Source organism: Actinoplanes sp. NPDC019969, assembly GCF_055562375.1.
The window spans coordinates 45,313-68,319 of the sequence record NZ_JBVHFK010000009.1 but is presented as its reverse complement, the minus strand read 5'-3'; the positions used below and the strand labels follow the sequence as shown (position 1 = coordinate 68,319).

Genomic DNA, 23,007 nt, shown 5'->3' with positions numbered 1-23,007 from the left:
CTGAGCATGCTTCCCGAACCTGAGGGAAATCGTTGTCACCCGTGTCCGCCGAGAGCCGTCAGGTGCCGCCGGATCGCCGCGCGGATCCCGTCGTGATGCGGGCCGAGGGCGGTCGCGGGGTCGGACCAGCGTTCCCGGGGGTACAGCCAGACCGGCCGGCCGACGATCTCCGGCGGCTCCCAGTCGTACCGCGGCCAGATGTGCGCGTGCAGGAACGGATCGGTGTTCCCAAGAATTTCCAGGTTGATCCGGCGGAAAGCGCTATCCAGCTCGGCGCAGGCATTTTCGACGGCCTCACCGAGCCGTTCCATGCTGTCCAGAAAGGCCAGCCGCCGTGGCCTGGGCAGGTCGGTCAGCCGTCCCGCAGTGGGATCGTCGGTCAGCAGCACGCAGTACCCGGGCAACCACTGCACATCCCCGATCACCGCGAAGCCGCCCGGCAGCCGCCCGAGCACCGTCGGATTCTCCCCACGCAGTGCCGCCCCGACTCGATCGCCTCGCCATTCCGTCACACTGCCGCCCCGCCGCCGCGCCATTCCGTCATCCCGCTCGCGCGCCGCCGCGCCGTCGTCTCGCCACCTCATGTCCCGCCGCGCCGTCGTCTCGCCACCTCATGTCCCGCCGCGCCGTCGTCTCGCAGCCCCGCCGTAGCGCCATTCCGTGATCCCGCTCGCCCCAGCGATCCCGTCGTCTCGCCACCTCACGGACCCGCCGACCCGTCATACCGTTATCTCGCCGCCTCCGCGCTTCGCCGCCATCCGATCAACCCGCCGCAGGACCCCGGCCCAAGGCACGGCTCCAGCCGCTGGTGCATGAAATCCGCCGAGGCCCCCACGGTGGTGCTCGACGCTAGCCGTCGACTTCAAAGAACTAGCCTCCTAGGACGCCGTAGCGATGGTGACGGGTCTGCCCAGTTGCGTGGATCCTGTGCGGCTGGTTGCCACGGCTGTCTCACCGATGCCGAGACCGCCGTAGGAGCCAACTGAGGCTTTCGGCTGAGCGTGAGTGCCGTGGACATCGTGTTGGAGCAGCGCTCGCGACCTGCGGGATGGTCGCGTCACGGAACCCGTGGTGAGCGCTTGCGGTTCGGGGGGAGGGGACTAGATTGCCGGATAGGTGATCGATGACCCTGGATGGCTGTCATGTTTGAACAGTTCACGATCGTGACCGATCCGGTGGGGGGATCCGTCGCGCTGTCCGCGATCTTCGCCTCGTTGTCGCTGCTGACGCTGTTCCTGCTGCTCGGTGTCGTGCGGATGCGGGCCTGGCTGGCCGGGCTGATCTCGCTCGGGGTGGCGCTGGTCGTCGCGGTGGCGGTCTACTCGATGCCGATCGGGCAGGCGCTGCTGTCGGCCAGTGAGGGGGCGGCGTTCGGGTTCTTCCCGATTCTGTGGATCGTCATCAATGCCATCTGGGTCTACAACCTGACCGTGGTGAGCGGGCATTTCGACGTGCTGCGGCGGTCGATGGAACGGGTCAGCCCGGACATGCGGATCCAGGCGATCATCGTGGCGTTCTGCTTCGGCGCGCTTCTGGAGGCTCTCGCCGGCTTCGGTACGCCCGTCGCCGTCACCGTGGTGATGCTGATGGCGCTCGGGTTCCGGCCGTTGCGGGCGGCGGCCGTGGCGTTGATCGCGAACACCGCCCCGGTCGCGTTCGGTGCTCTCGCGACGCCGATCGTCACGCTCGGCACTGTCACGTCGGGGGCGGTCGCCGATCCGCGGCTCAACACCGACACGCTCGGGGCGATGGTCGGACGGCAGACCCCGATCCTGGCGGTGGTCGTACCCCTGGTGCTGGTAGCAGTGGTGGACGGACGCCGTGGCGTACGGCAGACCTGGCCGGTCGCTCTCGTCGCGGGGTTGACGTTCGGGGTGAGTCAGTTCGTCGCCGCGAACTACATCTCGGTTCCGCTCACCGACATCGTCGCCGCGCTGGTGTCCGCCGCGGCCGTGGTGCTGCTGCTGCGGGTGTGGCACCCGTCCGAGAGCCCCGACCTGCACGCCGAGCCGCTGACCCGTGCGGAGGAGAACGCCGAGACCCGAGCGGCAGCCGGAACCACTGCCGGCGTGGAAACCACCGGATCCCCAGGGCCGGCCGGAACGCGAATGGCCGGCTCGGAAAGCGTGGAAACGCGGCCGGCCGGTGGGGAAAGCGCGGGATCTCGGGCGGCCGACGTGGAAAGCGCGGGAACGCGGCCGGCCGGTGGGGAAAGCGCGGGATCCCGAGCGGCCGATCGGAGAAGCGCGGAAACGCGAACGGCCGCCGAAGGGGCGGCAGCCGCAGAGACGGCTGGTGCGGAGCCGGGGAGCGGGGGAGCGGCGGTGCGGCGGGATCCGCCGGTGGAGGTGCTGCGGGCGTACGCCCCGTACCTGATCATCATCGCCATCTTCTCGATCGCGAACCTGGGGCCGATCAAGAGCGCCCTGGCCGAGAAGCCGTGGACGGTGGTGTTCGCCTGGCCCGGCCTGGACGTCATCGGTGCGAACGGCAAGCCGCTGGCCTCGACGAACTTCACGTTCGGCTGGCTGCCGGCGGCCGGGACGCTGATGATCCTGGCGGGTGTCCTGACGGCGATCGTGTTGCGGATCCGGCCGGGTGACGCGGTGAGGGCGTACGGCCGAACGTACTACGAGTTGCGGCACGCGATCGTGACGGTGATGGCGGTGCTGGCGCTGGCGTACGTGCTCAACCAGTCCGGGCAGACCGCGACGCTGGGGGAGTTCTTCGCCGCGGCCGGTGGGGTGTTCGTGTTCCTGTCGTCGATTCTGGGCTGGATCGGGGTGGCGGTGACCGGTTCGGACACGTCGTCGAACGCGCTGTTCGGGGCGCTGCAGGTGCAGACCGCGGTGCAGGCGGGCCTGGATCCGGTGCTGCTCGCGGCGGCGAATTCGTCCGGGGGCGTGCTCGGCAAGATGATCAGCCCGCAGAACCTGGCGATCGCGGCGTCGGCGGTCGGCATGGCCGGTAGGGAGGGCGACATCTTCCGGCGGGTGGTCGGCTGGAGCCTGGTCCTGCTGCTGTTCATGTGTGTGCTGGTGACGTTGCAGGGCACGCCGGTGCTGGACTGGATGGTGCCCCGCTGACATCGCCCGGCGGATCCCGCGGGTTGCGGCAGTTCGCCGGCCGTCGCCCAGACCTGTAAAGGCCGGCGCGTAACCGTTCTGGCGTACGGCTGGCGGGCCCGGCCGTCGCCCGGGCACGTCATACAGACTCCGTAAGGGGCGTGGGGTACGGCCGGCGGGCCCGGCCGTTGTCCAGGAAGGTCATACGGCTTGCGGGAGGGGCGTGGGGTACGGCTGGCGAAGCCGGCCGTACCCCACGCAGGTCATAGGGACTCCGTAAGAGGCGTGAGCGACGGCTGGCGTTCTTGTGCGGCTGGTTGTCAGGGCTGTCTCGCGGCGCCCGAGACAGCCCTGACAACCAGCCGGGGGTGAGCGGGGGTCACGGGGCCGGTGTGGCCCGTACCGAATGGTCGCGGGTGAAGCGGCCCGGCGTGACGCCGAGGATGCGTGTGAAGTGGCGGTTGAGGTGTGGCTGGTCGTGGAAGCCGCTGGCGGCGGCGACGGCGCGCAGTGGCCGCCCGGCGAGGATGAGGCGGCGGGCGAGGTCGACGCGGCGGGAGATGACGTACTGGTGGGGGGTCATGCCGTAGGCGCGGCGGAACGAGCGGACCAGGTGTGCCCGGTCGTAGTGCAGGGTCGCGGCGGCGGCGGGCAGCGGGAGTCCGTCGACGATGTGTTCTTCGAGGAGGTCGCGGAGCGCGAGGGCGGCGGCTCGTGACGGCGGGCGCCATGCGGCGGTGTCGCCGAGGTGGGTGCGGAGCCGGGCGAGGGCGAGGGTCAGCAGGTCTTCGGCGAGCGGGGTCTCTCCGGGGCTTCGGAGGAGGCGGTGCACGGTGGAGATGGTGTCGTGCAGGTGCTGGTCGGTGATGGCGGGGGTGTCGACGGTGGCGCCGGTGAGGCGTACCGGGAGCTGGTTCTCCTCGAGGTAGAGAACGCGTTTGCGGAAGCCGCCGGGCCGGGCCGAGGCGCCGTTGTGCGGGATGCGGGGTGGCAGCAGGGTGACGAGGTCGCCGAAGGCGCCGCGTTCGTGCCGGTCGAGGTCGTAGCGGACGGCGCCGTCGTCGACGAGGAGCACGGTCCAGGTGTCGTGGGCGTGCATGGGGTAGGCGTGGTGCTCGAACCGGGCGTGCAGCACCTCGGCGACCCCGTGCAGTGGTGGGCGCCAGGAGCGGAGCGGGGGCACGTCAAAAGCGTACAAGACCTGGTGGGTGGGTACGGCGGACGATGGGGCGCATGAGGTTCTCCACCAAGATCGCGGTGTTGTTGCGGGACGATCTGGTCACCTGGCAGCGGTTGAACGTGACGGCATTTCTGGTGTCCGGTCTGGGTTCGGCGGTTCCGGAGGTGGTCGGGCAGCCCTATCTCGACGCCGATGACGTGGCGTATCTGCCGATGTTCCGGCAGCCGGTGCTGGTGTTCGAGGGTGGCAAGGAGCTGCTGTCGGCGGCGCACGGGCGGGCGCTGGGCCGGGAGGGGGTGGTGCTGGCGGTGTTCACCTCGGATCTGTTCGCGACCGGGCACGATGCGGACAATCGGGCGGCGGTGCGTGCGGTCGGTACGGCGGGCCTGGATCTGGTGGGGCTGGCCGTGCACGGGCCGCGCAACGGCGTGGACCGGATCGTCAAGGGCGCGCGGATGCACCCGTGACACGTGCGGTGACGTGCCGGGGGCTGTCGGTGACAGATGGTGGGGAAAGTATTAGTCGGCGTGGCCAACAAATACGATGAAGGCGTTGCGGTTACGGGCTGTCGCCGCTCTGCGGCGTGTGTGGGCGCTCTTCGCTCTGTTGGTCACAGGCAGTGTTACGCAGCCGTTACGAACCCCCTCGTGAAACTCCCGCGACATAGCCGTATGTTGTGCGCAGCAACAAATCGAAGGTTCGCAGGCCCGCCGAGCGCGGGCCCCATAGAAAGGAGACGACGAGGTGTCCAAGAACTTCCGGGTCCTCGCGTCCGTCGCGCTGGCTGCTTCCCTGGCCGCGACCTCCGCCTGCAGCAGCACCCGCGACGAGTCCTCCACCGACTCCGGCGCGGCCGCCTCGAACCTGATCGGCATCGCGATGCCGCAGAAGAGCCTCGAGCGCTGGAACAAGGACGGCTCGCACCTCGACGAGATCCTCAAGAAGGCGGGCTACCAGACTTCTCTGCAGCACGCCGACAGCGTCGAGCAGCAGATCACCCAGATCCAGAACATGATCAACCAGAACCCGAAGGTTCTGGTCGTGGCCTCGATCGACGGCACCGCCCTCGCGCCGGCGCTGGAGAAGGCCGCGGAGAAGAAGGTCAAGGTCATCGCCTACGACCGTCTGATCAACTCGACGCCGAACGTCGACTACTACGCGACCTTCGACAACTACCAGGTCGGCAAGCTCCAGGGCGAGTTCATCGTCGAGAAGCTGGGCCTGAAGGACGGCAAGGGCCCGTTCAACCTGGAGCCCTTCGCCGGCTCGGACGACGACAACAACGCCAAGTTCTTCTTCTCCGGCGCGTGGGACGTCCTCAAGCCGTACCTGGACAGCGGCAAGCTCGTCGTCCCGTCCGGCAAGAAGCCGGCCAGCAACGACGAGTGGACCAAGGTCTCCGTCAAGGGCTGGAAGACCGAGACCGCGCAGTCCGAGATGGACAACCGCCTGAACTCGTTCTACACCGGCGGCAAGAAGGTCAACGTCGTCCTGTCCCCGAACGACTCGCTCGCGCTGGGCATCGCCCAGTCGCTGGAGTCCAAGGGCTACAAGCCGGGCGCCGACTACCCGGTCATCACCGGTCAGGACGCCGACCTGGCGAACACCAAGAACATCCTCGCCGACAAGCAGTCGATGACGGTCTGGAAGGACACCCGTACCCTGGGTGACCAGGTCCTGAAGATGGTCGACTCGATCACCAAGGGCACCACGGTCGAGGTCAACGACGAGAAGACCTACAACAACGGCAACAAGGTCGTCCCGTCGTACCTGCTCCCGCCGGTCGTCGTGACCAAGGAGAACGCCAAGACCGCGCTGGTCGACTCCGGCTTCTACACCGCCGACAAGCTCGGCCTGTAAGTAGTCGCACCCGGCCAGGCCCGCGAGGGCCTGGCCGGTCCCGGTTTGAAGAGACCTAGAGCAAGCGAGTTGTGTGCGATGGCCAACGACACGACCCCGATCCTCGAGATGCGGGGGATCACCAAGACCTTCCCGGGCGTCAAGGCGCTCTCGGACGTCACGCTGAGCGTGGCCCGCGGGGAGGTTCATGCCATTTGTGGTGAGAACGGCGCGGGCAAGTCCACCCTGATGAAGGTGCTGTCGGGTGTGTACCCGCACGGCACGTACGAGGGTGACATCGTCTTCGAAGGCGAGACCTGCAGGTTCAAGACGACCCGTGACTCCGAGGAGCGCGGCATCGTCATCATCCACCAGGAGCTGGCGCTCAGCCCGTACCTGTCGATCGCCGAGAACATCTTCCTCGGCAACGAGCGGGCCAAGGGTGGCGTCGTCAACTGGGCCCAGACCAACAAGCAGGCTGCCGACCTGCTTGCCCGGGTCGGACTGGACGAGTCCCCGGACACCCGGATCCAGGACATCGGGGTCGGCAAGCAGCAGCTCGTGGAGATCGCCAAGGCGCTCTCCAAGAAGGTCAAGCTGCTCATCCTCGACGAGCCCACCGCGGCGCTCAACGACGAGGACTCCGCACACCTGCTCGACCTGATCCGCCACCTGCAGGGGCAGGGGATCACGTCGATCATCATCTCGCACAAGCTCAACGAGATCGCCGCGATCGCCGACAGCACGACGATCATCCGCGACGGTCAGAGCATCGAGACTCTCGACATGCGCGGCGCCGAGCCGGTCACCGAGGAACGCATCATCCGCGGCATGGTCGGCCGGGACCTGGAGCACCGGTACCCGGACCACACCCCGACCATCGGCGAGGAGGTGCTGCGGATCGAGAACTGGACCGTGCACCACCCCGTCGACCACAGCCGGGTCGTCGTCGACGACGCCGGCCTGAACGTGCGCGCCGGCGAGATCGTCGGCATCGCCGGGCTGATGGGCGCCGGCCGCACCGAGCTGGCCATGAGCATCTTCGGCCGCAGCTGGGGCGCGAACATCACCGGCAAGCTGTTCCTGCACGGCAAGCAGGTGTCGCTCAAGACGGTGGACGCGGCGATCGAGCACGGCATCGCGTACGCGACCGAGGACCGCAAGCACTACGGTCTCAACCTGATCGACGACATCAAGCGCAACACCTCGGCCGCGAAGCTCAAGCGCATCACCAAGGGCGGTGTGGTCGACGCCGGCCGTGAGGTCGTCATGGCCGAGCAGTTCCGCAAGGACATGAAGACCCGGGCCAACAGCGTGGACGTGGTCGTCGGCAAGCTGTCCGGCGGCAACCAGCAGAAGGTCGTGCTCGCCAAGTGGCTCTTCACCGAGCCTGAGGTGCTGATCCTCGACGAGCCCACCCGTGGCATCGACGTCGGCGCCAAGTACGAGATCTACGAGATCATCAACAAGCTCGCGGACTCCGGCAAGGCCGTCATCGTGATCTCCTCGGAGCTGCCCGAGCTGCTCGGCATCTGCGACCGGATCTACGCGATGAGCCAGGGCCGGATCACCGGGCAACTTCCCCGCGCCGAGGCCAGCCAGGAGAGCCTCATGCGCTACATGACCATGGAGAAGAGCGGAGCAACGCGGTGAGCGCCCCCACCACGCTCGAGCAGCCGAAGGCACAGCCCGAGCCCCCCAAGAAGAACAACGGCGGGTCGCTCAAGGCCTACCTCGGCCAGAACATCCAGCAGTACGGCATGATTGCCGCGCTGCTGGTGATCCTCGCGATCTTCCAGGTCACCACCGACGGCCTGATGCTCAACCCGGACAACATCGCCGCGCTGATCCAGCAGAACGCGTACGTGTTCATCCTGACCATCGGCATGGTGATGGTCATCGTGGCCGGCCACATCGACCTGTCGGTCGGTTCCGTGGTCGCGTTCGTCGGCGGTATCTGCGCCATCCTGATCACCGACTTCGAGCTGTCGTGGCCGCTCGCGGTCGCCGCCTCGGTGCTGGTCGGCGCCCTGGTCGGCTGCTGGCAGGGCTTCTGGGTCGCGTACGCGGGCATCCCCGCCTTCATCGTCACCCTCGGTGGCATGCTGCTGTTCCGTGGTCTGGCGATCGTCGTGCTCGACCAGACCGTCGCCGGCCTGCCGGCCGGGTTCAACGACATCAGCAACGGCTCGCTGCCGGCGGCGCTGGGCTACATCGGCAACCTCGACGGCATCACCGTGTTCATCGGTGTCTTCGCCTTCGCCGGCCTGGCGCTCGCCCAGATCCGGGCCCGCCGTGAGCTGAACAAGCTGGACCTGCACACCGAGCCGTTCGCCGCGTTCGTCGGCAAGCTGGTGCTGTCGGCGCTGGCCATCGGCGCGGTCACCTACCTGCTGGCGTCCAGCGCCGCCGGGACCCCGATCGTGCTGATCATCGTCGGCGTGCTGGTGCTGATCTACACGTTCCTGATGAACAACACGATCTTCGGCCGGCACATCTACGCGATGGGCGGCAACCTGCCCGCCGCGATGCTCTCCGGTGTGAAGACCAAGCGGGTCAACTTCCTGATCTTCGTGAACATGGGGCTGCTCGCCGGCATCGCCGCCGTCGTCACGACCTCGCGGGCCGGCGCCGGCATCGCCGCGGCCGGCACCAACTACGAGCTGGACGCGATCGCGGCCGCCTTCATCGGTGGTACCTCGGTCAACGGTGGCATCGGCAAGATCACCGGCGCCATCATCGGTGCGCTGATCATGGGTGTGCTCAACATGGGCCTGTCGATCATGGGTACCGACCCGGCCTACCAGCAGGTCATCAAGGGTCTCGTGCTGATCGCCGCGGTGGCCCTGGACATCCTGAACAAGCGTCGCGGCAAGTAGGACCTTCCGGGGGGAAGGAAAACAGCGCCGTCCGGGGTCACCCCGGGCGGCGCTGTTATCGTTGGCGGTCGATCTCGGACACGAGGGGGATGCGATGTTTCCGCCGGACAGGAACGACCCCCGGATGTACGGGCCACCCGAGCCCGAAACCGCGCCCGGCCGCCTGATCTGGCGGGACGCCGCGTTCGGCTGGTTCCCGGGCGTGCGGGCGCTGACCCTCGACCTGTTCCGCCCCGCCGGCGACGGCCCGCACCCGGTGATCGTCTGGATCCACGGCGGCGCGTGGCTGCTCGGCAGCAACAAGGGCGAGGCCCCGGCGCTGGCCGCCGGCCGGATCACCGACCGGCTCCTCGACGCCGGCTACGCGGTCGCCCGGATCACCTACCGGCTCAGCGCCGAGGCGCCGATGCCCGCCCAGCTGCACGACGTGAAAGCCGCCATCCGCTGGCTGCGCCACCACGCCGGCACGCTCGGCCTGGACCCGGCCCGGTTCGGCGCGTTCGGTGAGTCCGCCGGCGGGCACCTGGCGTCCCTGGCCGCGCTCACCGGCGACGACCCGGACCTGGCCGGCGACGTCGGCATCCTCGGCGTCTCCGACGCGGTGCAGGCCGCCGTCGTCTGGTACGGGCCGTCCAACCTGCTCAGCATGGCCGCGCAGAACCATCCCCGCGGCATCCAGGACCACGACGCCGCCGACTCGCCGGAGAGCCTGCTCGTCGGCGGCCCCGTCCAGGAGCGGCCGAAGGAGGCCGCCGCGGCCAGCCCGGTCAGCTACGTGTCCGCGTCGGCCCCGCCGATCCTGCTCGTGCACGGCGCCGAGGACCGCACCGTCCCCGCCGGGCAGAGCCGGGAACTGCACGAACGCCTCGTCGCCGCGGGCGCCCCGGCCGAACTGCGGATCCTGCCCGGCGCCGACCACGTCTTCCTCGGCACCGACGTGCCGACCGAGGTCACGGTGGCCATCGCGCATTTCGGCAAGGCGTTGGGGCCCGCATGAGCCGGTGGCGGGGACGGTCCGTCAGGGCCGCCCCGCCGTAGCCTCCGGATCGTCCGGGGACGCTGCGTGGCCCGTACCGGAAAAAGGTTTCGGCAGGCTGTAACCGAACGACAGGGAGAACGTTCGGTCGATCCAGGCGCTGCGGTCGGCGTCGTCGCGGGGCCGCAAACCGGCCTCGCCCAGGCGCTCGCGAACGGCGGCGGCGTCGGCGGACCGGTCGTGGGCCGCGGTGAGCAGGCCGTCGTCGAGGTGCACCTCGACGACCTCGGCGCACAGCCAGGCGGGCCGGAAACCCATGTTCAGGTAGCCGGCGGAGACGTGGCCGTCGCCGAGCAGCAGCCGCCCGGTGAACGCGACCGGCTCCCGCAGCCCGGCATAGCGGTGCCCGGTCCGGAACAGTGCCACGGTACGCCCCGCCGTCGTGCCGAACAGCACCGGCGGCGGCCCGCCACCCTCCGGCCGCCCGAGACACACGGTGGTCAGCAGGAGCCGCTCGTCCAGGGCGTATTCGCAGAAGAACCCGCGCCAGCAGGCCGACCCCAGATCACCCGGCCGGCAGCCGTGCGCCACCGGATCGAACAGCCCCACGCCGTCGACCGCCGTCACCGCGAACTCCGTGCCACGAAACCGGACCAGATCCGGCATCTGCGAGGTCATGCCCGATTCTGCACCGCCCGCCGCAGGCCTGTCGGTCCCCACCGGGTCACTCCAGCAGACCACGGACGCGTGGCCACAGTCCGGCGCCCACTCGCCGGTACATCTGCCATCGACGATCTTCGCCGGCCCGCCGGCCCGCCGGCGCGAGAAGCACGGTGGCCCGCACCCGGCTGGCCCGGTCCCGCAGCCGCCCCACTCGTGTCCGCCGTCACGACCCCTCCTTCCGTGCCCATCCTGGGCGTGCGCCGGAGTGCTCACGCTCCAAGCCCAGTAGTCAAGAGACAGCTTGAACAGCGCCCGCTAGGCGCTGACCGGCGGCGCGGTGAGGCCGTGCGCGGGCACTGTTCGGCTAGTCTGCGCCGGTGATTACCGGGCAGCTCAAGCGCAGGATCGACCGGGTGTGGGATGCCTTCTGGTCGGGTGGGATCTCGAACCCGCTCGAAGTGCTCGAGCAGATCACCTACCTGATGTTCATCCGGCGCCTCGACGACCTGGACGTCCACACCGAGCAGACCGCCCACCTGCGCTGGCGCTCGTTCACCGCGCTGGACGAGCCGGAACGGATGCTGGCGGTCGTCCGTGACGAGGTGTTCCCGTGGCTGCGCGGGCTGGACGGCGGCGACTCCACCTACGCCCACCACATGCGCGACGCCCGGTTCACGATCCCGACGGCGAGTCTGCTGGCGAAGGCGGTCGCGATGATCGGGGAGCTGCCGCTGAAGGACCGGGACACCAAGGGCGACCTGTACGAGTACATGCTGGGCCGGCTCGCCACCGCCGGGCAGAACGGCCAGTTCCGTACGCCCCGGCACATCATCCGGGTGATCGTCGCGATGATGGCGCCCGGCCCGGAGGACGAGATCTGCGACCCGGCGTGCGGGACGGCGGGTTTCCTGGTGGCGGCCGCCGACCGGGTGCGGGGCGAGGCGGGCCGGTTGCACGGGTTCGACTTCGACCGGACCATGCTGCGGATCGCCAGCATGAACATGCTGCTGCACGGGGTGGAGCAGCCCGACATCCGGTACCGGGACTCGCTGCGCGAAGGCGCGGACTCCGACGCCGGCCGGTACACGATGATCCTGGCGAACCCGCCGTTCGCCGGCAGCCTCGACGTGGCGGCGGACCTGCGGGCGATCGCGCCGACCCGCAAGACCGAGCTGCTGTTCCTGGCGCTGATCCTGCGGCTGCTGGCGCCCGGCGGCCGGGCCGCGGTGATCGTGCCGGAGGGGGTGCTGTTCGGGTCGACACGGGCCCACCGGGACCTGCGCCGCACCCTGGTCGACGAGCACCGGCTGGACGCGGTGGTGCGGCTGCCGGGGGGAGTCTTCAAACCGTACGCCGGAGTCTCCACCGCGATTCTGTTCTTCACCCGCACCGATCGCGGCGGCACCGGCCGGGTGTGGTTCTACGACGTCACCGCGGACGGTTTCAGCCTCGACGACAGACGGGTCCCGCACGACGCGGACGACCTGCCGGACCTGCTGGCCCGCTGGCCGCACCGGGACGGCAGCGAACGCGACCGGCCACGTACCGGGCAGAGTTTCTGCGTGCCGCGGGAGGAGATCGCCGAGCAGGGGTACGACCTGACCCTGAACCGCTACCGCAGCGTCGTCCCCACCACCCCCGTGCACCGCCCGCCCCAAGACATCCTCGCCGACCTGGAGACCCTGGACGGTGAGATGCGGCGCGACCTGGCCGCGTTGAAGGCGATGCTGCGGTGACGACGGCCCGGATCGGCGAGCTGGTCCGCCCGGTGCGCACCTGGGATCCGCGGACCGCGCCGGACGGCCGGTTCCGCTACATCGACCTCGGAGCGATCGACCAGCGCACCAAACGGATCACCGGTGACCGGACGGTGCCGTCGGCGGCGGCACCGAGCCGGGCCCGCCAGCTGGTGCGCGCCGGTGACGTGCTGGTGTCGATGGTCCGGCCCAACCTGAACGGGGTCGCCCTGGTCGGCGACGACCTGGACGGCGCGACCGCGTCGACCGGGTTCTGCGTGCTGCGCCCGGCCGGGCGGCTGGACAGCCGGTACCTGTTCCACTGGGTACGCACCCCGCGTTTCGTGGCCGCCCTGACCCGCCGGGCCACCGGTCAGAGCTACCCCGCCGTCACCGACCGGGCCGTCCGCGACCTGGCGATCCCGCTGCCCGCCCGGTCCGAGCAGCAACGGATCGCCGCCGTGCTGAGCCGCGCCGACGACCTGCGCGACCGCCGCCGCCGGGTCGGTGAGCTGCTGTCCGAGCTGGTGCCGGCGATCTTCTCGGAGATGTTCCCGGCGGGCCGCTGGCCGTGCGAGCCGCTCGGCGCCCTCACGGCGGTCATGGCGGACGGCCCGTTCGGTTCAGGGCTGAAGACCGCCCACTACACCGATTCCGGGGTACGGGTGGTGCGCCTGCAGAACATCCTCGCCGGCGAGTTCGCCGACCACGACCGGGCGTACGTCTCCGAGAAGCACTTCGCCGGGCTGCGCCGCCACCCGTGCCGGCCCGGTGACGTGCTGGTCGCGACACTCGGCGACCCCGCGCCGCGCGCCTGCGTGCAACCGCCGTGGCTGGACCGGGCCCTCAACAAGGCCGACTGCGTGCAGGTACGGGTCGACCCGGCGCTCGCCACCCCCGAGTACGTGGCCGCCGCCCTCAACATGCCCGGTACCGTCGCCGCCGCCCGGCGGCTCCGGCTCGGGCAGACCCGTACCCGGATCAGCATGGGCCGCCTGCGGACCCTGGAGATCCCGGTGCCGCCGCTGGCCGCGCAGGCCGAGTTCAGCCGCCGCGCCGCCGTCGCCGGGACGCTGCTGGCCCGGCACCGGACGGCGGTGACGCAGGCCGACGACCTGTACGCGGCCCTGCGCGACCAGGCGTTCAGCGGCTGACCGGCAGCTGCGGGGTGGCCTCGGTGATCAGCGCGAGCGCCTGGTCGACGGAGACGTCCGGCGCCGTGTAGTGCCGTTCCCCGGCCGACGTCGCCACCTCGACGGTCGCCCGGCCACCACGACGCTGGAACAACGACTGCCGGACGGTCCAGCCGATCACCGCCCGCCGTTGCAGCGCGACCGTGCGCCGCGTCAGCGGGCCCCCGCGAACCGCCAGATAGTCCCCGGTCACGGTATGGCCGAGAGCCCGGTAGGCGACCACGGCCAGCGGCACGGTGACCGGTGTCAGCAGCAACGGCAGCGGCCACACCCACCCGGGCAGCGCCCCGCTCAGGGTGAACAGCGCCAGCGCCGCGGACGCCAGCGCCGGGTGGATGACCGCCCAGCCCAGCCGCCGGGTCAGCGCGCCCCGCGGATGCCGGCGCAGCGGCGCCTCGAGGGGCCGGGTCCCGTCGGGCAGGATCCGGGCCGCGATCTCCCGCGCCTCCTCCCGCCGCAGCCGGGGCAGGATACCGCCACCGGACCCCTCGCCCGTGCCGCCCAGCCCGGTCAGCAGCAGGCCGGTCCGGACGATCCGCAGCCCGCGCAGCAGCAGCGGCTCGGCGAACGTGATCCCGCGGATCCGGGCGTCGGAACGCTGCACGGTCTGGGTGCTGAGCAGGCCCCTGCTGGTCACCAGGGCGGTGTCCGGGGCGGTGCCGGTGCGGACCAGCCGGAAGTTCCAGTTCTCGACGGCGAACGCCACGGCCGACACGGCGATGCCCAGGGGGTAGCCGATCAGCAGCAGCAGCCCGAGGTTGGCGGCGAGACCGCGGCTGTCCCAGCCGATCAGGTCGCGGCCCAGGGCGAGCAGGTCGACGCCGAGCACTTTCAGCGGCCAGTACAGCGCGAACAGCGGGCCGGCGACCGCCAGGACCGCCCACACGGTCACCGCGTTCAGCGGCACCCAGCCGCGTTGCAGCGTGGCGATGACGGTCTCCGCGACAGCGCCGCCGCTCTCCGGGACGGCCGGGCCGGGCGTGCTCCCGTGGCCCGGCATCAGCTCCTGCCGCACCAGCGCGGCGTTCCCGCGGTCCAGGGCATCGAGGTGGAACGAGCTGATGGACTCGCCGGATCCGATGTGCACCGTGCGCAGCCCCAACAGCCGCGGCAGCAGCTTGGCCGAACTGTCCACGCTGCGGATCCGGTCCCGGGCCACGATCCGGTGCTTGCGGGCGATCCAGCCGGTGCGCATCTCCACCCGCTGCGCGGTGATCCGGAACCGGGTGGACTGCCACCGTTTCACATCCGACACCGCCCGGAGCAGGCCGAACACGGCGCCGATCACCAGCGGCCACACCGGATCGTCGCGCAGGGCGATCCCGGCGAACCCGGTCACCGACGACAGCACCAAGCGGATCAGCCCGAGGTGCACCACCCGCACGCTCAGCCGCCGCCACGGCTGCTCCGGGCCGGTCGCCGTCTCGTCCGGGCCGCCGTCCACCGCGGGCGAGACGGTCATGTCGCGTCGCCCTCGGTCGCCCCGGTAATCTCCCGCAGCCGGTCGACGGTCACCTCGGCCTCCGCGGCGTTCACACCCTCGATCGAGATCTTGCCCTCCGACGAGGCCGTGGTGACGGTGATGGTGGCCAGCCCCAGACGCCGCTGCAGCGGGCCGATCTCGGTGTCGATGCTCTGGATGCGCGAGATCGGCACGATCTGCCACTTGTGGGTGAACGAGCCGGTGAGGGCGTAGACGGCGTCGTCGGTGGCGTCCCAGCGGTGCACCCGGTAGTGCCAGGCCGGCATGATCGTGATGTCCACCGCGAACGTCACGGCGGCGAGCCCGATGACCGGCAGCAGCCACGGGCGCCAGCTCTCGGCGTACCAGAAGATCGTCCCGAGGATCCCCAGCACCACCGCACACCAGATGATCGCCTGCAACGTCTGCCACAGAATGAAGCGGCGGTCGAGCCGCCGCCGCGGCGGACGCAGGCGAAGCCGGATGTCGGCCGGCACCGAAGACGAGACCATGCCGTCCATCGTGACCGGCCGTGCCAAGCCGTATAACTGGATGGTGACCGCTCGACCGACGCTGATCGTGATCAGCGGGCCCGCCGGGTCCGGGAAGACGACGCTCGCCCACGCGCTGGCCCGCGCCGTCGGCTGCCCGGCCATCTGCCGCGACGAGATCAAGGAGGGGATGGTGCACGCCACCGGCGCGTTCACCGCCGGCGTCGGCGACGAGCTCAGCACCCGGACGCTGCCAATCTTCTTCGAGGTGCTCGCGACGCTGCTGCGGGCCGGGGTCACCACGGTCGCGGAGGCCGCGTTCCAGGACCGGCTGTGGCGGCCCCGGCTGGAGCCGCTGCGGGCGCTCGCCGAGCTGCGGATCGTGCACTGCCAGGTCGACGAGGAGCTGCGGTGGACACGGGTGCGGCAGCGCGGGATCCGGCCCGCCCACCCGGACGTCGCGTGGCTGGCCGACCGGCCGTCGTTCGACCGGGTCGCGATCGACGCGCCGGCCCTGGAGGTCGACACCACCGACGGCTACCACCCGGGCCTCGACGCGATCGTCGCGTTCACCGCCGGCGCCGGCCCAGCACCGGCGTGACCCGCAGGTCCCGGCGGCCACCACTCGTCACCAAGACCCTCGCGCGCCCGTAGCGCCGGCTGCAACGCCTGGACCGCCGCAAGCCAGGCGTGCCACTGGCCCGACGCGGTCAGGCGCAGCCGGCGTGCGCGGCCGCGGCGAGTTCGACGACGATCCTGTCGGAAGAATCGGGTTCGGGCATGAGGTCACCTCGCCTCGGGCCGCTGACGTCATGCCGTGCCGCCGCCTCCCGCGAGCGATGTGTCCTCACCCGGACATCTGTTGTCGCTGCTCATCCGGCGTGGGGAAGCGGCGGGCCAGGACAGTCAGCGCGAGATCCGCCCAGGCGATGTTCTCGCGTTCGAAGGTGATGCCCCGGTTCAGTGTCAGGTACGGGCCGATGCGGCTGCCGGTGGCCAGGAACTCCTCGTCGGTGCGGGAGCCGAGGATGTCGGCGAGCCGCTGCTCGTACCCCTCCAGCCGGGCCCGGCTCGCCTTCTGATGCTCCGCGATGGAGGCGCGGACGCTCGCCACGTCGCCGTGCCCGAGCGCCTCTACCTGGACCAGCAGCTCGTCGCGGACCGTTGTCGGTCTCGGGGTGCGGCGGGAGAAGTCCAGCAGCGCCGCCCGGCCCGCCGCGGTCACCGAGAAGATCCGCTTGTCGGGACGTTTGTCCTGCTTGACGAGACGGGCCGAGAGCAGGCCCGCGGCCTCCATCTTCTCCAGTTCGCGGTACAGCTGCTGCGGGGTGGCGGTCCAGAAGTTGGCGACCGAGCTGTTGAACTTCTTCGCGAGGTCGTACCCGGACGACTCACGATCGATCAGCGCCGCCAGCAACGCGTTCCTCAGTGCCACGCCGGCAATCCTACGGACGGCTGCGCTTGCCGAACGCGGGCGTGGCCTTGGCCATCACCGCCTTGCGCAGGATCTTGGTGTTCGGCAGGGCCAGCAGCCGCAGCTGGGCCCGGCGCTCCCGGGCGAACGTGCGCCGGGCGCTGCCGGTCAGCGCACCGTCGATCAGGCGTTTCGCGGCGGCGAGGGCGTCCGGGGACTTGGTCAGCAGGCTCTCGGCGAACGCGGTGGCCGCCTTCAGCGGGTCGTCGTGCAGCTCGGTGACCAGGCCCAGCCGTTGTGCCTCGGTCCCGTCGAACTGCTCGGCGGTCATGGTGAGCTTCTTGGCCACGTCGGCGCCGAGCAGCTCGGTCAGGGTCCGCACCCCGGACATGTCGGGGATGATGCCCCACTTGCCTTCGAGGACCGACCAGCGGGAGCCGGGGGTGGCGAAGCGGAAGTCGGCGGCCAGCGCGATCTGCAGGCCACCGCCGTAGCAGTGGCCGTGCACGGCGGCGATCACCGGGACGGGCAGGCGGCGCCAGGCCCAGCAGGCCTCCTGGAACAGGTTGGTGCCGCGCCAGGGGAGCGGCAGGAACGCCGTGGCGATCCGGGCGGGGGTACGCATGGCGGCGGCGATGTCGAGGCCGGAACAGAACGAGTCGCCCTCACCGCTGATGGTCACGGCGCGCAGGGTGCGGTCCTTCTTCAGCTCGCGGGCCGTCGTCACCAGCTCGCCGAGGGTGTCCAGGGCGAGGGCGTTGAGCTTGTCGGGGCGGTTCAGCCGTACGTCGGCAATGCCGTTGATCGTGGTGACGGTCAGATACTTCATGACTTGTCCGTTCCTCAGAGGCGGGCGGCGAGTTCGGTGGCCTGCTTGATCGCCCGCTTGGCGTCCAGCTCCGCGGCGACGTCAGCGCCGCCGATGACGTGCACGGACACGCCGCGCTCCCGCAACGGGGCGACCAGGTCCCGGACCGGGTTCTGCCCGGCGCACAGCAGCACGGTGTCGACCTCGAGCGTGCGGGGCGCGCCGGCCACGGTGATGTGCAGGCCCGCGTCGTCGATGCGCAGGTACTCGACGCCCTTCAGCATCGTCACCCCGGAGTCCTGCAGCGTCGCCCGGTGCACCCAGCCGGTGGTCTTGCCCAGGCCCTTGCCGAGGGCCGTCTCCTTGCGCTGCAGCAGGAACACCTCCCGGCGTGGCGGGGCCTTCACCTTCGTGGTCAGGCCGCCGCGTTCGACCGCCGGGTCGGTGACGCCCCAGCGCCGCATCCAGTCCTCGAGGGGTTCGTGCGCGTCGTGCAGCAGGTACTCGCCGGCGTCGAACCCGATCCCGCCCGCCCCGATGATCGCCACCCGCGCGCCGGCCTCCGCCTCGCCGCTGATCACCTGCTGGTAGGTCAGCACCTTCGGATGCTCGATCCCCGGGATCGCCGGGATCCGCGGCTCCACCCCGGTCGCGATCACCACCTCGTCGAACCCGGCGAGTTCCTCGACCGTCACCCGCGTGCCCAGGTGCAGCGTGACACCCCGGACCTCGATCATGTGCCGGTAGTAGTCGAGGGTCCGCGCGAACTCCTCCTTGCCCGGGATCCGCGCGGCGAGCCGGAACTGCCCGCCGATCTCCCCGGCCGCCTCGAACAGGTCGACGGCATGCCCCCGGCCTGCCGCTTCGATCGCGGTGGCCAGGCCCGCCGGTCCGGCTCCGGCCACGGCGATTCTTTTTCTGGTACGGGTGGGCAGCAGCACCAGCTCGGTCTCGTACGCCGCCCGCGGGTTGAGCATGCACGTGGCCCGCTGGTTTTTGAACGTGTGGTCCAGGCACGCCTGGTTGCACGCGATACAGGTGATGATCTCCCGCTCGCGGCCCTGCTCGGCCTTGACCACCCAGTCGGCGTCGGCCAGCAGCGGCCGGGCCATCGACACCAGATCCGCCTCGCCGGCTGCGAGGATCTGCTCGGCCGCCTCCGGCCGGTTGATCCGGTTCGAGGCGATCACCGGGACGCCGATCTCCCGCCGCAGTTTCCCGGTGACCCAGGCGAACGCGCCCGGCGGCACCGACGTGACGATCGTCGGCACCCGCGCCTCGTGCCAGCCGATCCCCGTGTTGAAGATCGAAACGCCGGCCTCTTCCAGCTGTCTCGCCAGGTCGACGGTCTCCTCCCAGGACTGGGCGTTGTCGACCAGGTCCAGCAGGCTGATCCGGTACTGCACGATGAAGTCGTCCCCGGCCAGCTCCCGGGTCCGCCGGACGATCTCCAGGGGGAAGCGCATCCGCTTGGCGGCGGTGCCACCCCAGGCATCCTCGCGATCATTGGTACGGGCGGCGAGGAACTGATTGATCAGGTACCCCTCCGAGCCCATGATCTCCACACCGTCGTACCCCGCCCGCCGCGCCAGCAGCGCCGCCCGGGCGAACGCGCTCGCCGTCCGGTCCACCTGCCGGCTGCTCATCGCCCGCGGCGTGAACGGCGTGATCGGCGACTTCTTCGCCGATGCCCCCAGGCTGAACGGATGGTACGAGTACCGCCCCGCGTGCAGCACCTGCAGCAGGATCTTCCCCCCGTGCTCATGAACGGCATCGGTCACGACCCGATGCCGCAGCGCATGACTCTCCCGCGTCATCCGGCTCCCGAACGGGCTGAGCCACCCCCGCCACGTCGGCGCGAACCCACCGGTCACCATCAGCCCGACCCCGCCACGGGCCCGCTCGGCGAAGAACGCCGCCAGTTTCGGCAGGTCCGCCGCCCGATCCTCCAGCTTGGTGTGCATCGAGCCCATGACGACCCGGTTACGCAGCACGGTGTGCCCCAGCTCGAGCGGCTTCAGCAGATGCGGGTATGCGGTCACGCCCGGAGCGTATATACAAAAAATCGCATAGTAAAGAAGTTGACTATCAACCCCACTTTCAGCGGCTCCCGTGCACCGCGCTGCCCTCGCCCGCGCCACCCCCGGCAGCCGACCTCTCTGGTTCGCGTCGATTGCGGGATGCTCCACTGTGGTGGTGAGGTGGCAGGCTGCAGCCGTGGGATTCTTCGACCAGGTGCCTTCGCCCCCGCCGCCCGAGCCGTTCGCGGAACCGCCCCGGCCACCCTGGATGCGTTCCGAGACGATGATCGGCGGCGCGGTCGCCGGTAGTTTCCTGCTGGCCCGCAGCGAGACCGCCGCCGTCGGCTTGTCCGGCGTCGTCGCCTACCCGAACGGCTTCGAGTTCACCGTCGTGGTCGTCCTCCGCGACGAGGACCGAGGCGGCCGCGTCTTCGAGTACGTGTTCCACCACTTCCGCGGCGACGAGCCGCTGACCCCGCAGTTCCTGCGCCTCGGCGTCCAGTTCGCCGACGGTGGGGTCGCCACCAACCTGAGCACGACCCGGCCGTGGGGCGACGAACCCGAGGGCCCGGTGCTGCTGGGCCAGAACGGCGGCGGAGGCGGCCGCCGCTACGACATGCAGCACTGGGTCTCCCCACTGCCACCACCCGGTCCGGTGACTTTCGTGATCGAGTGGCCCGCCTACGACATCCCCGAAACCCACGCCACCCTCGACGGTTCCCTGATCCGCGCAGCCGCCACCAAATCGATCGACCTGTGGTAGCCACCGGCCACCTCCGGCACCCACCACTGCCGCCCGCTCTGTCGCTTCCCGCGCAGCTCGCACGAGCTGGTGAACGGCGGCCGACCGCGTACCACGGAAAGATCTTGAATATGATCCACCGGTGACCTCGGAGAATCGTGCGGGCCTGGACTCTGATCTGCTGACGGCCGCGAAAGCGGCGACCGGCTTCATGCCGGAGGACGAAGGGCTGGCGCTGGCGGAGGCCGCGCTCGCGGCGCCGGACGGGCCGCTGCTGGAGGTCGGCAGCTACCTCGGCAAGTCGACGCTCTATCTGGCGGCGGCGGCCCGGGGGAGGGGCGGCACGGTGGTGACCGTCGATCATCATCGGGGGTCCGAGGAGCACCAGGCCGGCTGGGAGTACCACGACGCGTCGCTCGTCGACCCGGCCGTCGGCAAGATCGACACGTTGCCCGGGTTCCGGCGGACCATCGCGACCGCCGGAGCCGAGGACGTCGTGGTGGCGGTGGTTGCGCGGGCCGAGGACTTCGCCCGGCTGTGGGCGGCCCCGCTGGCCTTCCTGTTCCTCGACGGCAGCCACACCGACGAATCCGCACAGCGGGACCTCGCGTCGTGGGCGCCCCACCTGGCCGTCGGCGGGATCCTCGCCATCCATGACGTCTTCCCGGATCCGGCCGACGGCGGGCAGGCGCCCTACCGCATCTATCGCCGCGCCCTCGACTCGGGCGACTACACCGAACTCACGGGGCAGGGTTCACTGCGGCTGCTGCGCCGGGATCGCTGAGCAGGTCCGCCTTCTCGCGGAAGATCGCCGACCGCGGGTGCCGGCCGTCCAGCGCGTCGACGGCCAGCACCACCGCCGCTGCCGTCCAGGTGGTGCGTTCCACCGGCCAGCGGACACCGTCGGTCAGCACCAGACCGGTCCAGTAGGAGCCGTCCGTCTCCCGCAGGTGCTGCATCGCCGCGACCATCTCGGTCGCGGCCGCCCGGTCACCCATCGTGTCGAGCGAGAGGGCGAGTTCGCAGGTCTCGGCCCCGGTCACCCACGGCTGGTCGGAGACACACCGCGCACCCATGCCCGGCACCACGAACTCGTCCCACCGCTCGTCGATCCGCTGCCGGGCCGCCGTCCCGCGGACCGCCCCGCCGAGAATCGGGTAGTACCAGTCCATCGAGTACCGGGACTTGTCCGCGAACAGTTCCGGATGCCGGTTGAGCGCGGCGGACAACAGGTCGGCGGCGAGCTCCCAGTCCGGTTGCGGCTCGCCGATCCGGTCGGCGATCGCGGTGCCGCAGCGCAACGCCTGGTGGATGCTCGCGCAGCCGGTGAGCAGGGCCACCTCGTCGCCGGACGCCCACCAGATCTGCCCGCCGGAACCCTGCAGACCGGTCACGAAGTCGAGCGCCCGCTGCACCGTCGGCCACATCCGGGCCAGGAACTCGTCGTCGCCGGTGCACAGCCAGTGATGCCAGCAGCCGACCGCCAGGTACGCGGCGTGGTTCGTCTCGGCCGTCGCATCGGCGATCACCCCGCCGGACTCGTACCGGGAGGCCCACGAACCGTCCGGCCGCTGCGCCCGGCGCAACCAGTCGTAGGCGGCAGCGGCCCGTTCCGTCTCCCCGCCCACGTCCAGCGCCATGGCCGCCTCGACGTGATCCCACGGGTCGGCCTGCCCACCGGAATACCACGGGATCAACCCGTCGGCCTCCTGCTCCCCGGCGATGCTGGCGACGGTGGCCCGGACCGCGTCCGTGCTCAGCACACCCGGCAGATCAGGCACCGACACCGACGGCCACCTCTTCCTTCGCCAGGTAGATCACCACGCTCTTGCCGATCAGCGGGTTGAGCGCCTGCTCCAGCACCCGGGTGAAGGCGGGCTTGTCGACGATGTCCCAGACCAGGAGCTTGTGGTACGCCCGGGTCGGCGCGGCGTCACCGATCGCGCATTTCAGCCACCAGTACGGGCTGTGCAGCGCGTGCGCGAACCCGTTGCCCGTCACCTTCAGCCCGGCCGCCCGCAGCCGGCCGGCCAATTCGTCCTCCTTGTAGATGCGGACGTGCCCGCCCTCGTTGGCGTGGTACTCGTCGGACAGCGCCCAGCACACCCGCTCCGGCAGCCACCGCGGCACCGTCACCGCCGCCAGCCCGCCCGGCTTCAGCACCCGGGTCAGCTCGGCGATCGCCGTCACGTCGTCCGGAATGTGCTCGAGCACCTCGGACGCGATGATCCGGTCGAAGCTCGCGTCCGGAAACGGCAGGGACAACAGGTCGCCCTGCACCGTGGTGGCGCTGGCCGTCGCCGGAACCTCCCCGGCCAGCTCCATCGCCGCGCACCACTGCCGGGTGGTGGCCAGATCCTTCGCGTTCAGATCCAGGGCGACGACGTCCGCCCCGCGCCGGTACGCCTCGAAGGTGTGCCGGCCCTCGCCGCAACCGAGGTCGAGAACCCGCATTCCCGGCCGTACATCCAGCCGGTCGTAGTCGACGGTCAACAAGTTGTGTCTACCTTTCCTGCGCGTTCCGGCGCGCGCCTCTCG

The 23,007-nt window shown here is 70.5% G+C and carries 21 protein-coding genes; 11 read left to right on the top strand and 10 right to left on the bottom strand.

Features of this window, described 5'->3' with window-relative positions; genetic code table 11:
* Positions 1 to 35 precede the first annotated feature (35 nt).
* Positions 36 to 455, bottom strand: coding sequence for a diadenosine tetraphosphate hydrolase (locus ACZ3II_RS25970; protein WP_465520334.1), 420 nt, complete (start codon positions 453 to 455; stop codon positions 36 to 38).
* A 678-nt stretch (positions 456 to 1,133) separates the two neighbouring features.
* Here ACZ3II_RS25970 and ACZ3II_RS25965 point away from each other — a divergent pair.
* Positions 1,134 to 3,086 carry an L-lactate permease gene (locus ACZ3II_RS25965; RefSeq protein WP_465520333.1) on the top strand — a complete coding sequence of 651 codons (1,953 nt, stop codon included), beginning with the start codon at positions 1,134 to 1,136 and terminating at the stop codon, positions 3,084 to 3,086.
* A gap of 358 nt (positions 3,087 to 3,444) precedes the next feature.
* Here ACZ3II_RS25965 and ACZ3II_RS25960 read toward each other — a convergent pair whose 3' ends face one another.
* Positions 3,445 to 4,248 (bottom strand): helix-turn-helix transcriptional regulator, encoded by an 804-nt coding sequence (locus ACZ3II_RS25960; RefSeq protein WP_465520332.1) that lies wholly within the window; start codon positions 4,246 to 4,248, stop codon positions 3,445 to 3,447.
* 50 nt (positions 4,249 to 4,298) lie between these two features.
* On the opposite strand from ACZ3II_RS25960, the gene ACZ3II_RS25955 reads away from it, so the two are divergent.
* The 5 genes from ACZ3II_RS25955 (at position 4,299) to ACZ3II_RS25935 (ending at position 9,960) form a co-directional block, all read left to right on the top strand.
* Positions 4,299 to 4,712 (top strand): DUF2000 family protein, encoded by a 414-nt coding sequence (locus tag ACZ3II_RS25955; protein ID WP_465520331.1) that lies wholly within the window; start codon positions 4,299 to 4,301, stop codon positions 4,710 to 4,712.
* 277 nt (positions 4,713 to 4,989) lie between these two features.
* The gene (gene chvE / locus ACZ3II_RS25950) at positions 4,990 to 6,105 is read left to right on the top strand and encodes a multiple monosaccharide ABC transporter substrate-binding protein (protein ID WP_465520330.1); all 1,116 of its coding nucleotides are present in this window, start codon (positions 4,990 to 4,992) and stop codon (positions 6,103 to 6,105) included.
* Between the two features lie 78 nt (positions 6,106 to 6,183).
* A complete protein-coding gene (mmsA, locus tag ACZ3II_RS25945; protein ID WP_465520329.1) occupies positions 6,184 to 7,737 on the top strand; it encodes a multiple monosaccharide ABC transporter ATP-binding protein in 1,554 nt (517 codons plus the stop codon).
* Positions 7,734 to 8,963 carry a multiple monosaccharide ABC transporter permease gene (mmsB, locus tag ACZ3II_RS25940; protein WP_465520328.1) on the top strand — a complete coding sequence of 410 codons (1,230 nt, stop codon included), beginning with the start codon at positions 7,734 to 7,736 and terminating at the stop codon, positions 8,961 to 8,963. The genes mmsA and mmsB overlap by 4 nt, the downstream gene beginning before the upstream one ends.
* 124 nt (positions 8,964 to 9,087) lie before the next feature.
* Complete coding sequence (locus ACZ3II_RS25935; protein ID WP_465520327.1) at positions 9,088 to 9,960, top strand: alpha/beta hydrolase fold domain-containing protein; 873 nt, start codon at positions 9,088 to 9,090, stop codon at positions 9,958 to 9,960.
* A gap of 21 nt (positions 9,961 to 9,981) precedes the next feature.
* On the opposite strand, the gene ACZ3II_RS25930 is transcribed toward ACZ3II_RS25935, so the two are convergent.
* A complete protein-coding gene (locus ACZ3II_RS25930; RefSeq protein ID WP_465520326.1) occupies positions 9,982 to 10,617 on the bottom strand; it encodes a hypothetical protein in 636 nt (211 codons plus the stop codon).
* Positions 10,618 to 10,979: 362 nt separating this feature from the next.
* Between ACZ3II_RS25930 and ACZ3II_RS25925 the strand changes: the two genes are divergently transcribed.
* Positions 10,980 to 12,338 carry a type I restriction-modification system subunit M gene (locus ACZ3II_RS25925; protein ID WP_465520325.1) on the top strand — a complete coding sequence of 453 codons (1,359 nt, stop codon included), beginning with the start codon at positions 10,980 to 10,982 and terminating at the stop codon, positions 12,336 to 12,338.
* Positions 12,335 to 13,492, top strand: a complete 1,158-nt coding sequence (locus ACZ3II_RS25920) for a restriction endonuclease subunit S (protein WP_465520324.1) — start codon at positions 12,335 to 12,337, stop codon at positions 13,490 to 13,492. The genes ACZ3II_RS25925 and ACZ3II_RS25920 overlap by 4 nt, the downstream gene beginning before the upstream one ends.
* Here ACZ3II_RS25920 and ACZ3II_RS25915 read toward each other — a convergent pair.
* Together ACZ3II_RS25915 and ACZ3II_RS25910 are read right to left on the bottom strand one after the other, a co-directional pair.
* The gene (locus ACZ3II_RS25915) at positions 13,482 to 14,993 is read right to left on the bottom strand and encodes a PH domain-containing protein (protein WP_465520323.1); all 1,512 of its coding nucleotides are present in this window, start codon (positions 14,991 to 14,993) and stop codon (positions 13,482 to 13,484) included. The genes ACZ3II_RS25920 and ACZ3II_RS25915 overlap by 11 nt on opposite strands.
* A complete protein-coding gene (locus ACZ3II_RS25910; RefSeq protein ID WP_465520322.1) occupies positions 14,990 to 15,505 on the bottom strand; it encodes a PH domain-containing protein in 516 nt (171 codons plus the stop codon). The genes ACZ3II_RS25915 and ACZ3II_RS25910 overlap by 4 nt, the downstream gene beginning before the upstream one ends.
* 43 nt (positions 15,506 to 15,548) lie before the next feature.
* Here ACZ3II_RS25910 and ACZ3II_RS25905 point away from each other — a divergent pair, with 43 nt between their 5' ends.
* Positions 15,549 to 16,085 carry a P-loop nucleotide/nucleoside kinase family protein gene (locus ACZ3II_RS25905; RefSeq protein ID WP_465520321.1) on the top strand — a complete coding sequence of 179 codons (537 nt, stop codon included), beginning with the start codon at positions 15,549 to 15,551 and terminating at the stop codon, positions 16,083 to 16,085.
* Positions 16,086 to 16,331: 246 nt separating this feature from the next.
* Here ACZ3II_RS25905 and ACZ3II_RS25900 read toward each other — a convergent pair whose 3' ends face one another.
* From ACZ3II_RS25900 to ACZ3II_RS25890, 3 genes are read right to left on the bottom strand one after another with little or no spacing between them, the layout of a single operon-like run.
* On the bottom strand, positions 16,332 to 16,919 hold the full coding sequence (locus ACZ3II_RS25900) for a PadR family transcriptional regulator (protein ID WP_465520320.1): 588 nt from the start codon (positions 16,917 to 16,919) through the stop codon (positions 16,332 to 16,334).
* Positions 16,920 to 16,929: 10 nt separating this feature from the next.
* Positions 16,930 to 17,727 carry a crotonase/enoyl-CoA hydratase family protein gene (locus ACZ3II_RS25895; protein ID WP_465520319.1) on the bottom strand — a complete coding sequence of 266 codons (798 nt, stop codon included), beginning with the start codon at positions 17,725 to 17,727 and terminating at the stop codon, positions 16,930 to 16,932.
* A gap of 14 nt (positions 17,728 to 17,741) precedes the next feature.
* Positions 17,742 to 19,748: an oxidoreductase gene (locus tag ACZ3II_RS25890; protein WP_465520318.1), complete on the bottom strand. Its 2,007-nt coding sequence runs from the start codon at positions 19,746 to 19,748 to the stop codon at positions 17,742 to 17,744.
* Between the two features lie 175 nt (positions 19,749 to 19,923).
* On the opposite strand from ACZ3II_RS25890, the gene ACZ3II_RS25885 reads away from it, so the two are divergent.
* Entirely contained in the window at positions 19,924 to 20,490 is a 567-nt protein-coding gene (locus tag ACZ3II_RS25885; protein WP_465520317.1) for a hypothetical protein, read from the top strand.
* Positions 20,491 to 20,611: 121 nt separating this feature from the next.
* The gene (locus tag ACZ3II_RS25880) at positions 20,612 to 21,253 is read left to right on the top strand and encodes a class I SAM-dependent methyltransferase (RefSeq protein WP_465520316.1); all 642 of its coding nucleotides are present in this window, start codon (positions 20,612 to 20,614) and stop codon (positions 21,251 to 21,253) included.
* Here ACZ3II_RS25880 and ACZ3II_RS25875 read toward each other — a convergent pair.
* Positions 21,210 to 22,256 carry a glucosidase family protein gene (locus ACZ3II_RS25875; RefSeq protein WP_465520315.1) on the bottom strand — a complete coding sequence of 349 codons (1,047 nt, stop codon included), beginning with the start codon at positions 22,254 to 22,256 and terminating at the stop codon, positions 21,210 to 21,212. The two genes, ACZ3II_RS25880 and ACZ3II_RS25875, sit on opposite strands and share 44 nt — an antisense overlap.
* Positions 22,243 to 22,962, bottom strand: coding sequence for a class I SAM-dependent methyltransferase (locus ACZ3II_RS25870; RefSeq protein ID WP_465520314.1), 720 nt, complete (start codon positions 22,960 to 22,962; stop codon positions 22,243 to 22,245). The genes ACZ3II_RS25875 and ACZ3II_RS25870 overlap by 14 nt, the downstream gene beginning before the upstream one ends.
* Between the last annotated feature and the right edge of the window lie 45 nt (positions 22,963 to 23,007).

Excerpts from the sequence above, each read along its gene's own strand:
- ACZ3II_RS25935 (WP_465520327.1), top strand. The coding sequence starts at position 9,088 with ATGTACGGGCCACCCGAGCCCGAAACCGCGCCCGGCCGCCTGATCTGG.
- ACZ3II_RS25910 (WP_465520322.1), bottom strand. The coding sequence starts at position 15,505 with ATGGTCTCGTCTTCGGTGCCGGCCGACATCCGGCTTCGCCTGCGTCCG.
- ACZ3II_RS25955 (WP_465520331.1), top strand. The coding sequence starts at position 4,299 with ATGAGGTTCTCCACCAAGATCGCGGTGTTGTTGCGGGACGATCTGGTC.
- ACZ3II_RS25915 (WP_465520323.1), bottom strand. The coding sequence starts at position 14,993 with ATGACCGTCTCGCCCGCGGTGGACGGCGGCCCGGACGAGACGGCGACC.
- mmsA (WP_465520329.1), top strand. The coding sequence starts at position 6,184 with ATGGCCAACGACACGACCCCGATCCTCGAGATGCGGGGGATCACCAAG.
- ACZ3II_RS25930 (WP_465520326.1), bottom strand. The coding sequence starts at position 10,617 with ATGACCTCGCAGATGCCGGATCTGGTCCGGTTTCGTGGCACGGAGTTC.
- ACZ3II_RS25895 (WP_465520319.1), bottom strand. The coding sequence starts at position 17,727 with ATGAAGTATCTGACCGTCACCACGATCAACGGCATTGCCGACGTACGG.
- ACZ3II_RS25965 (WP_465520333.1), top strand. The coding sequence starts at position 1,134 with ATGGCTGTCATGTTTGAACAGTTCACGATCGTGACCGATCCGGTGGGG.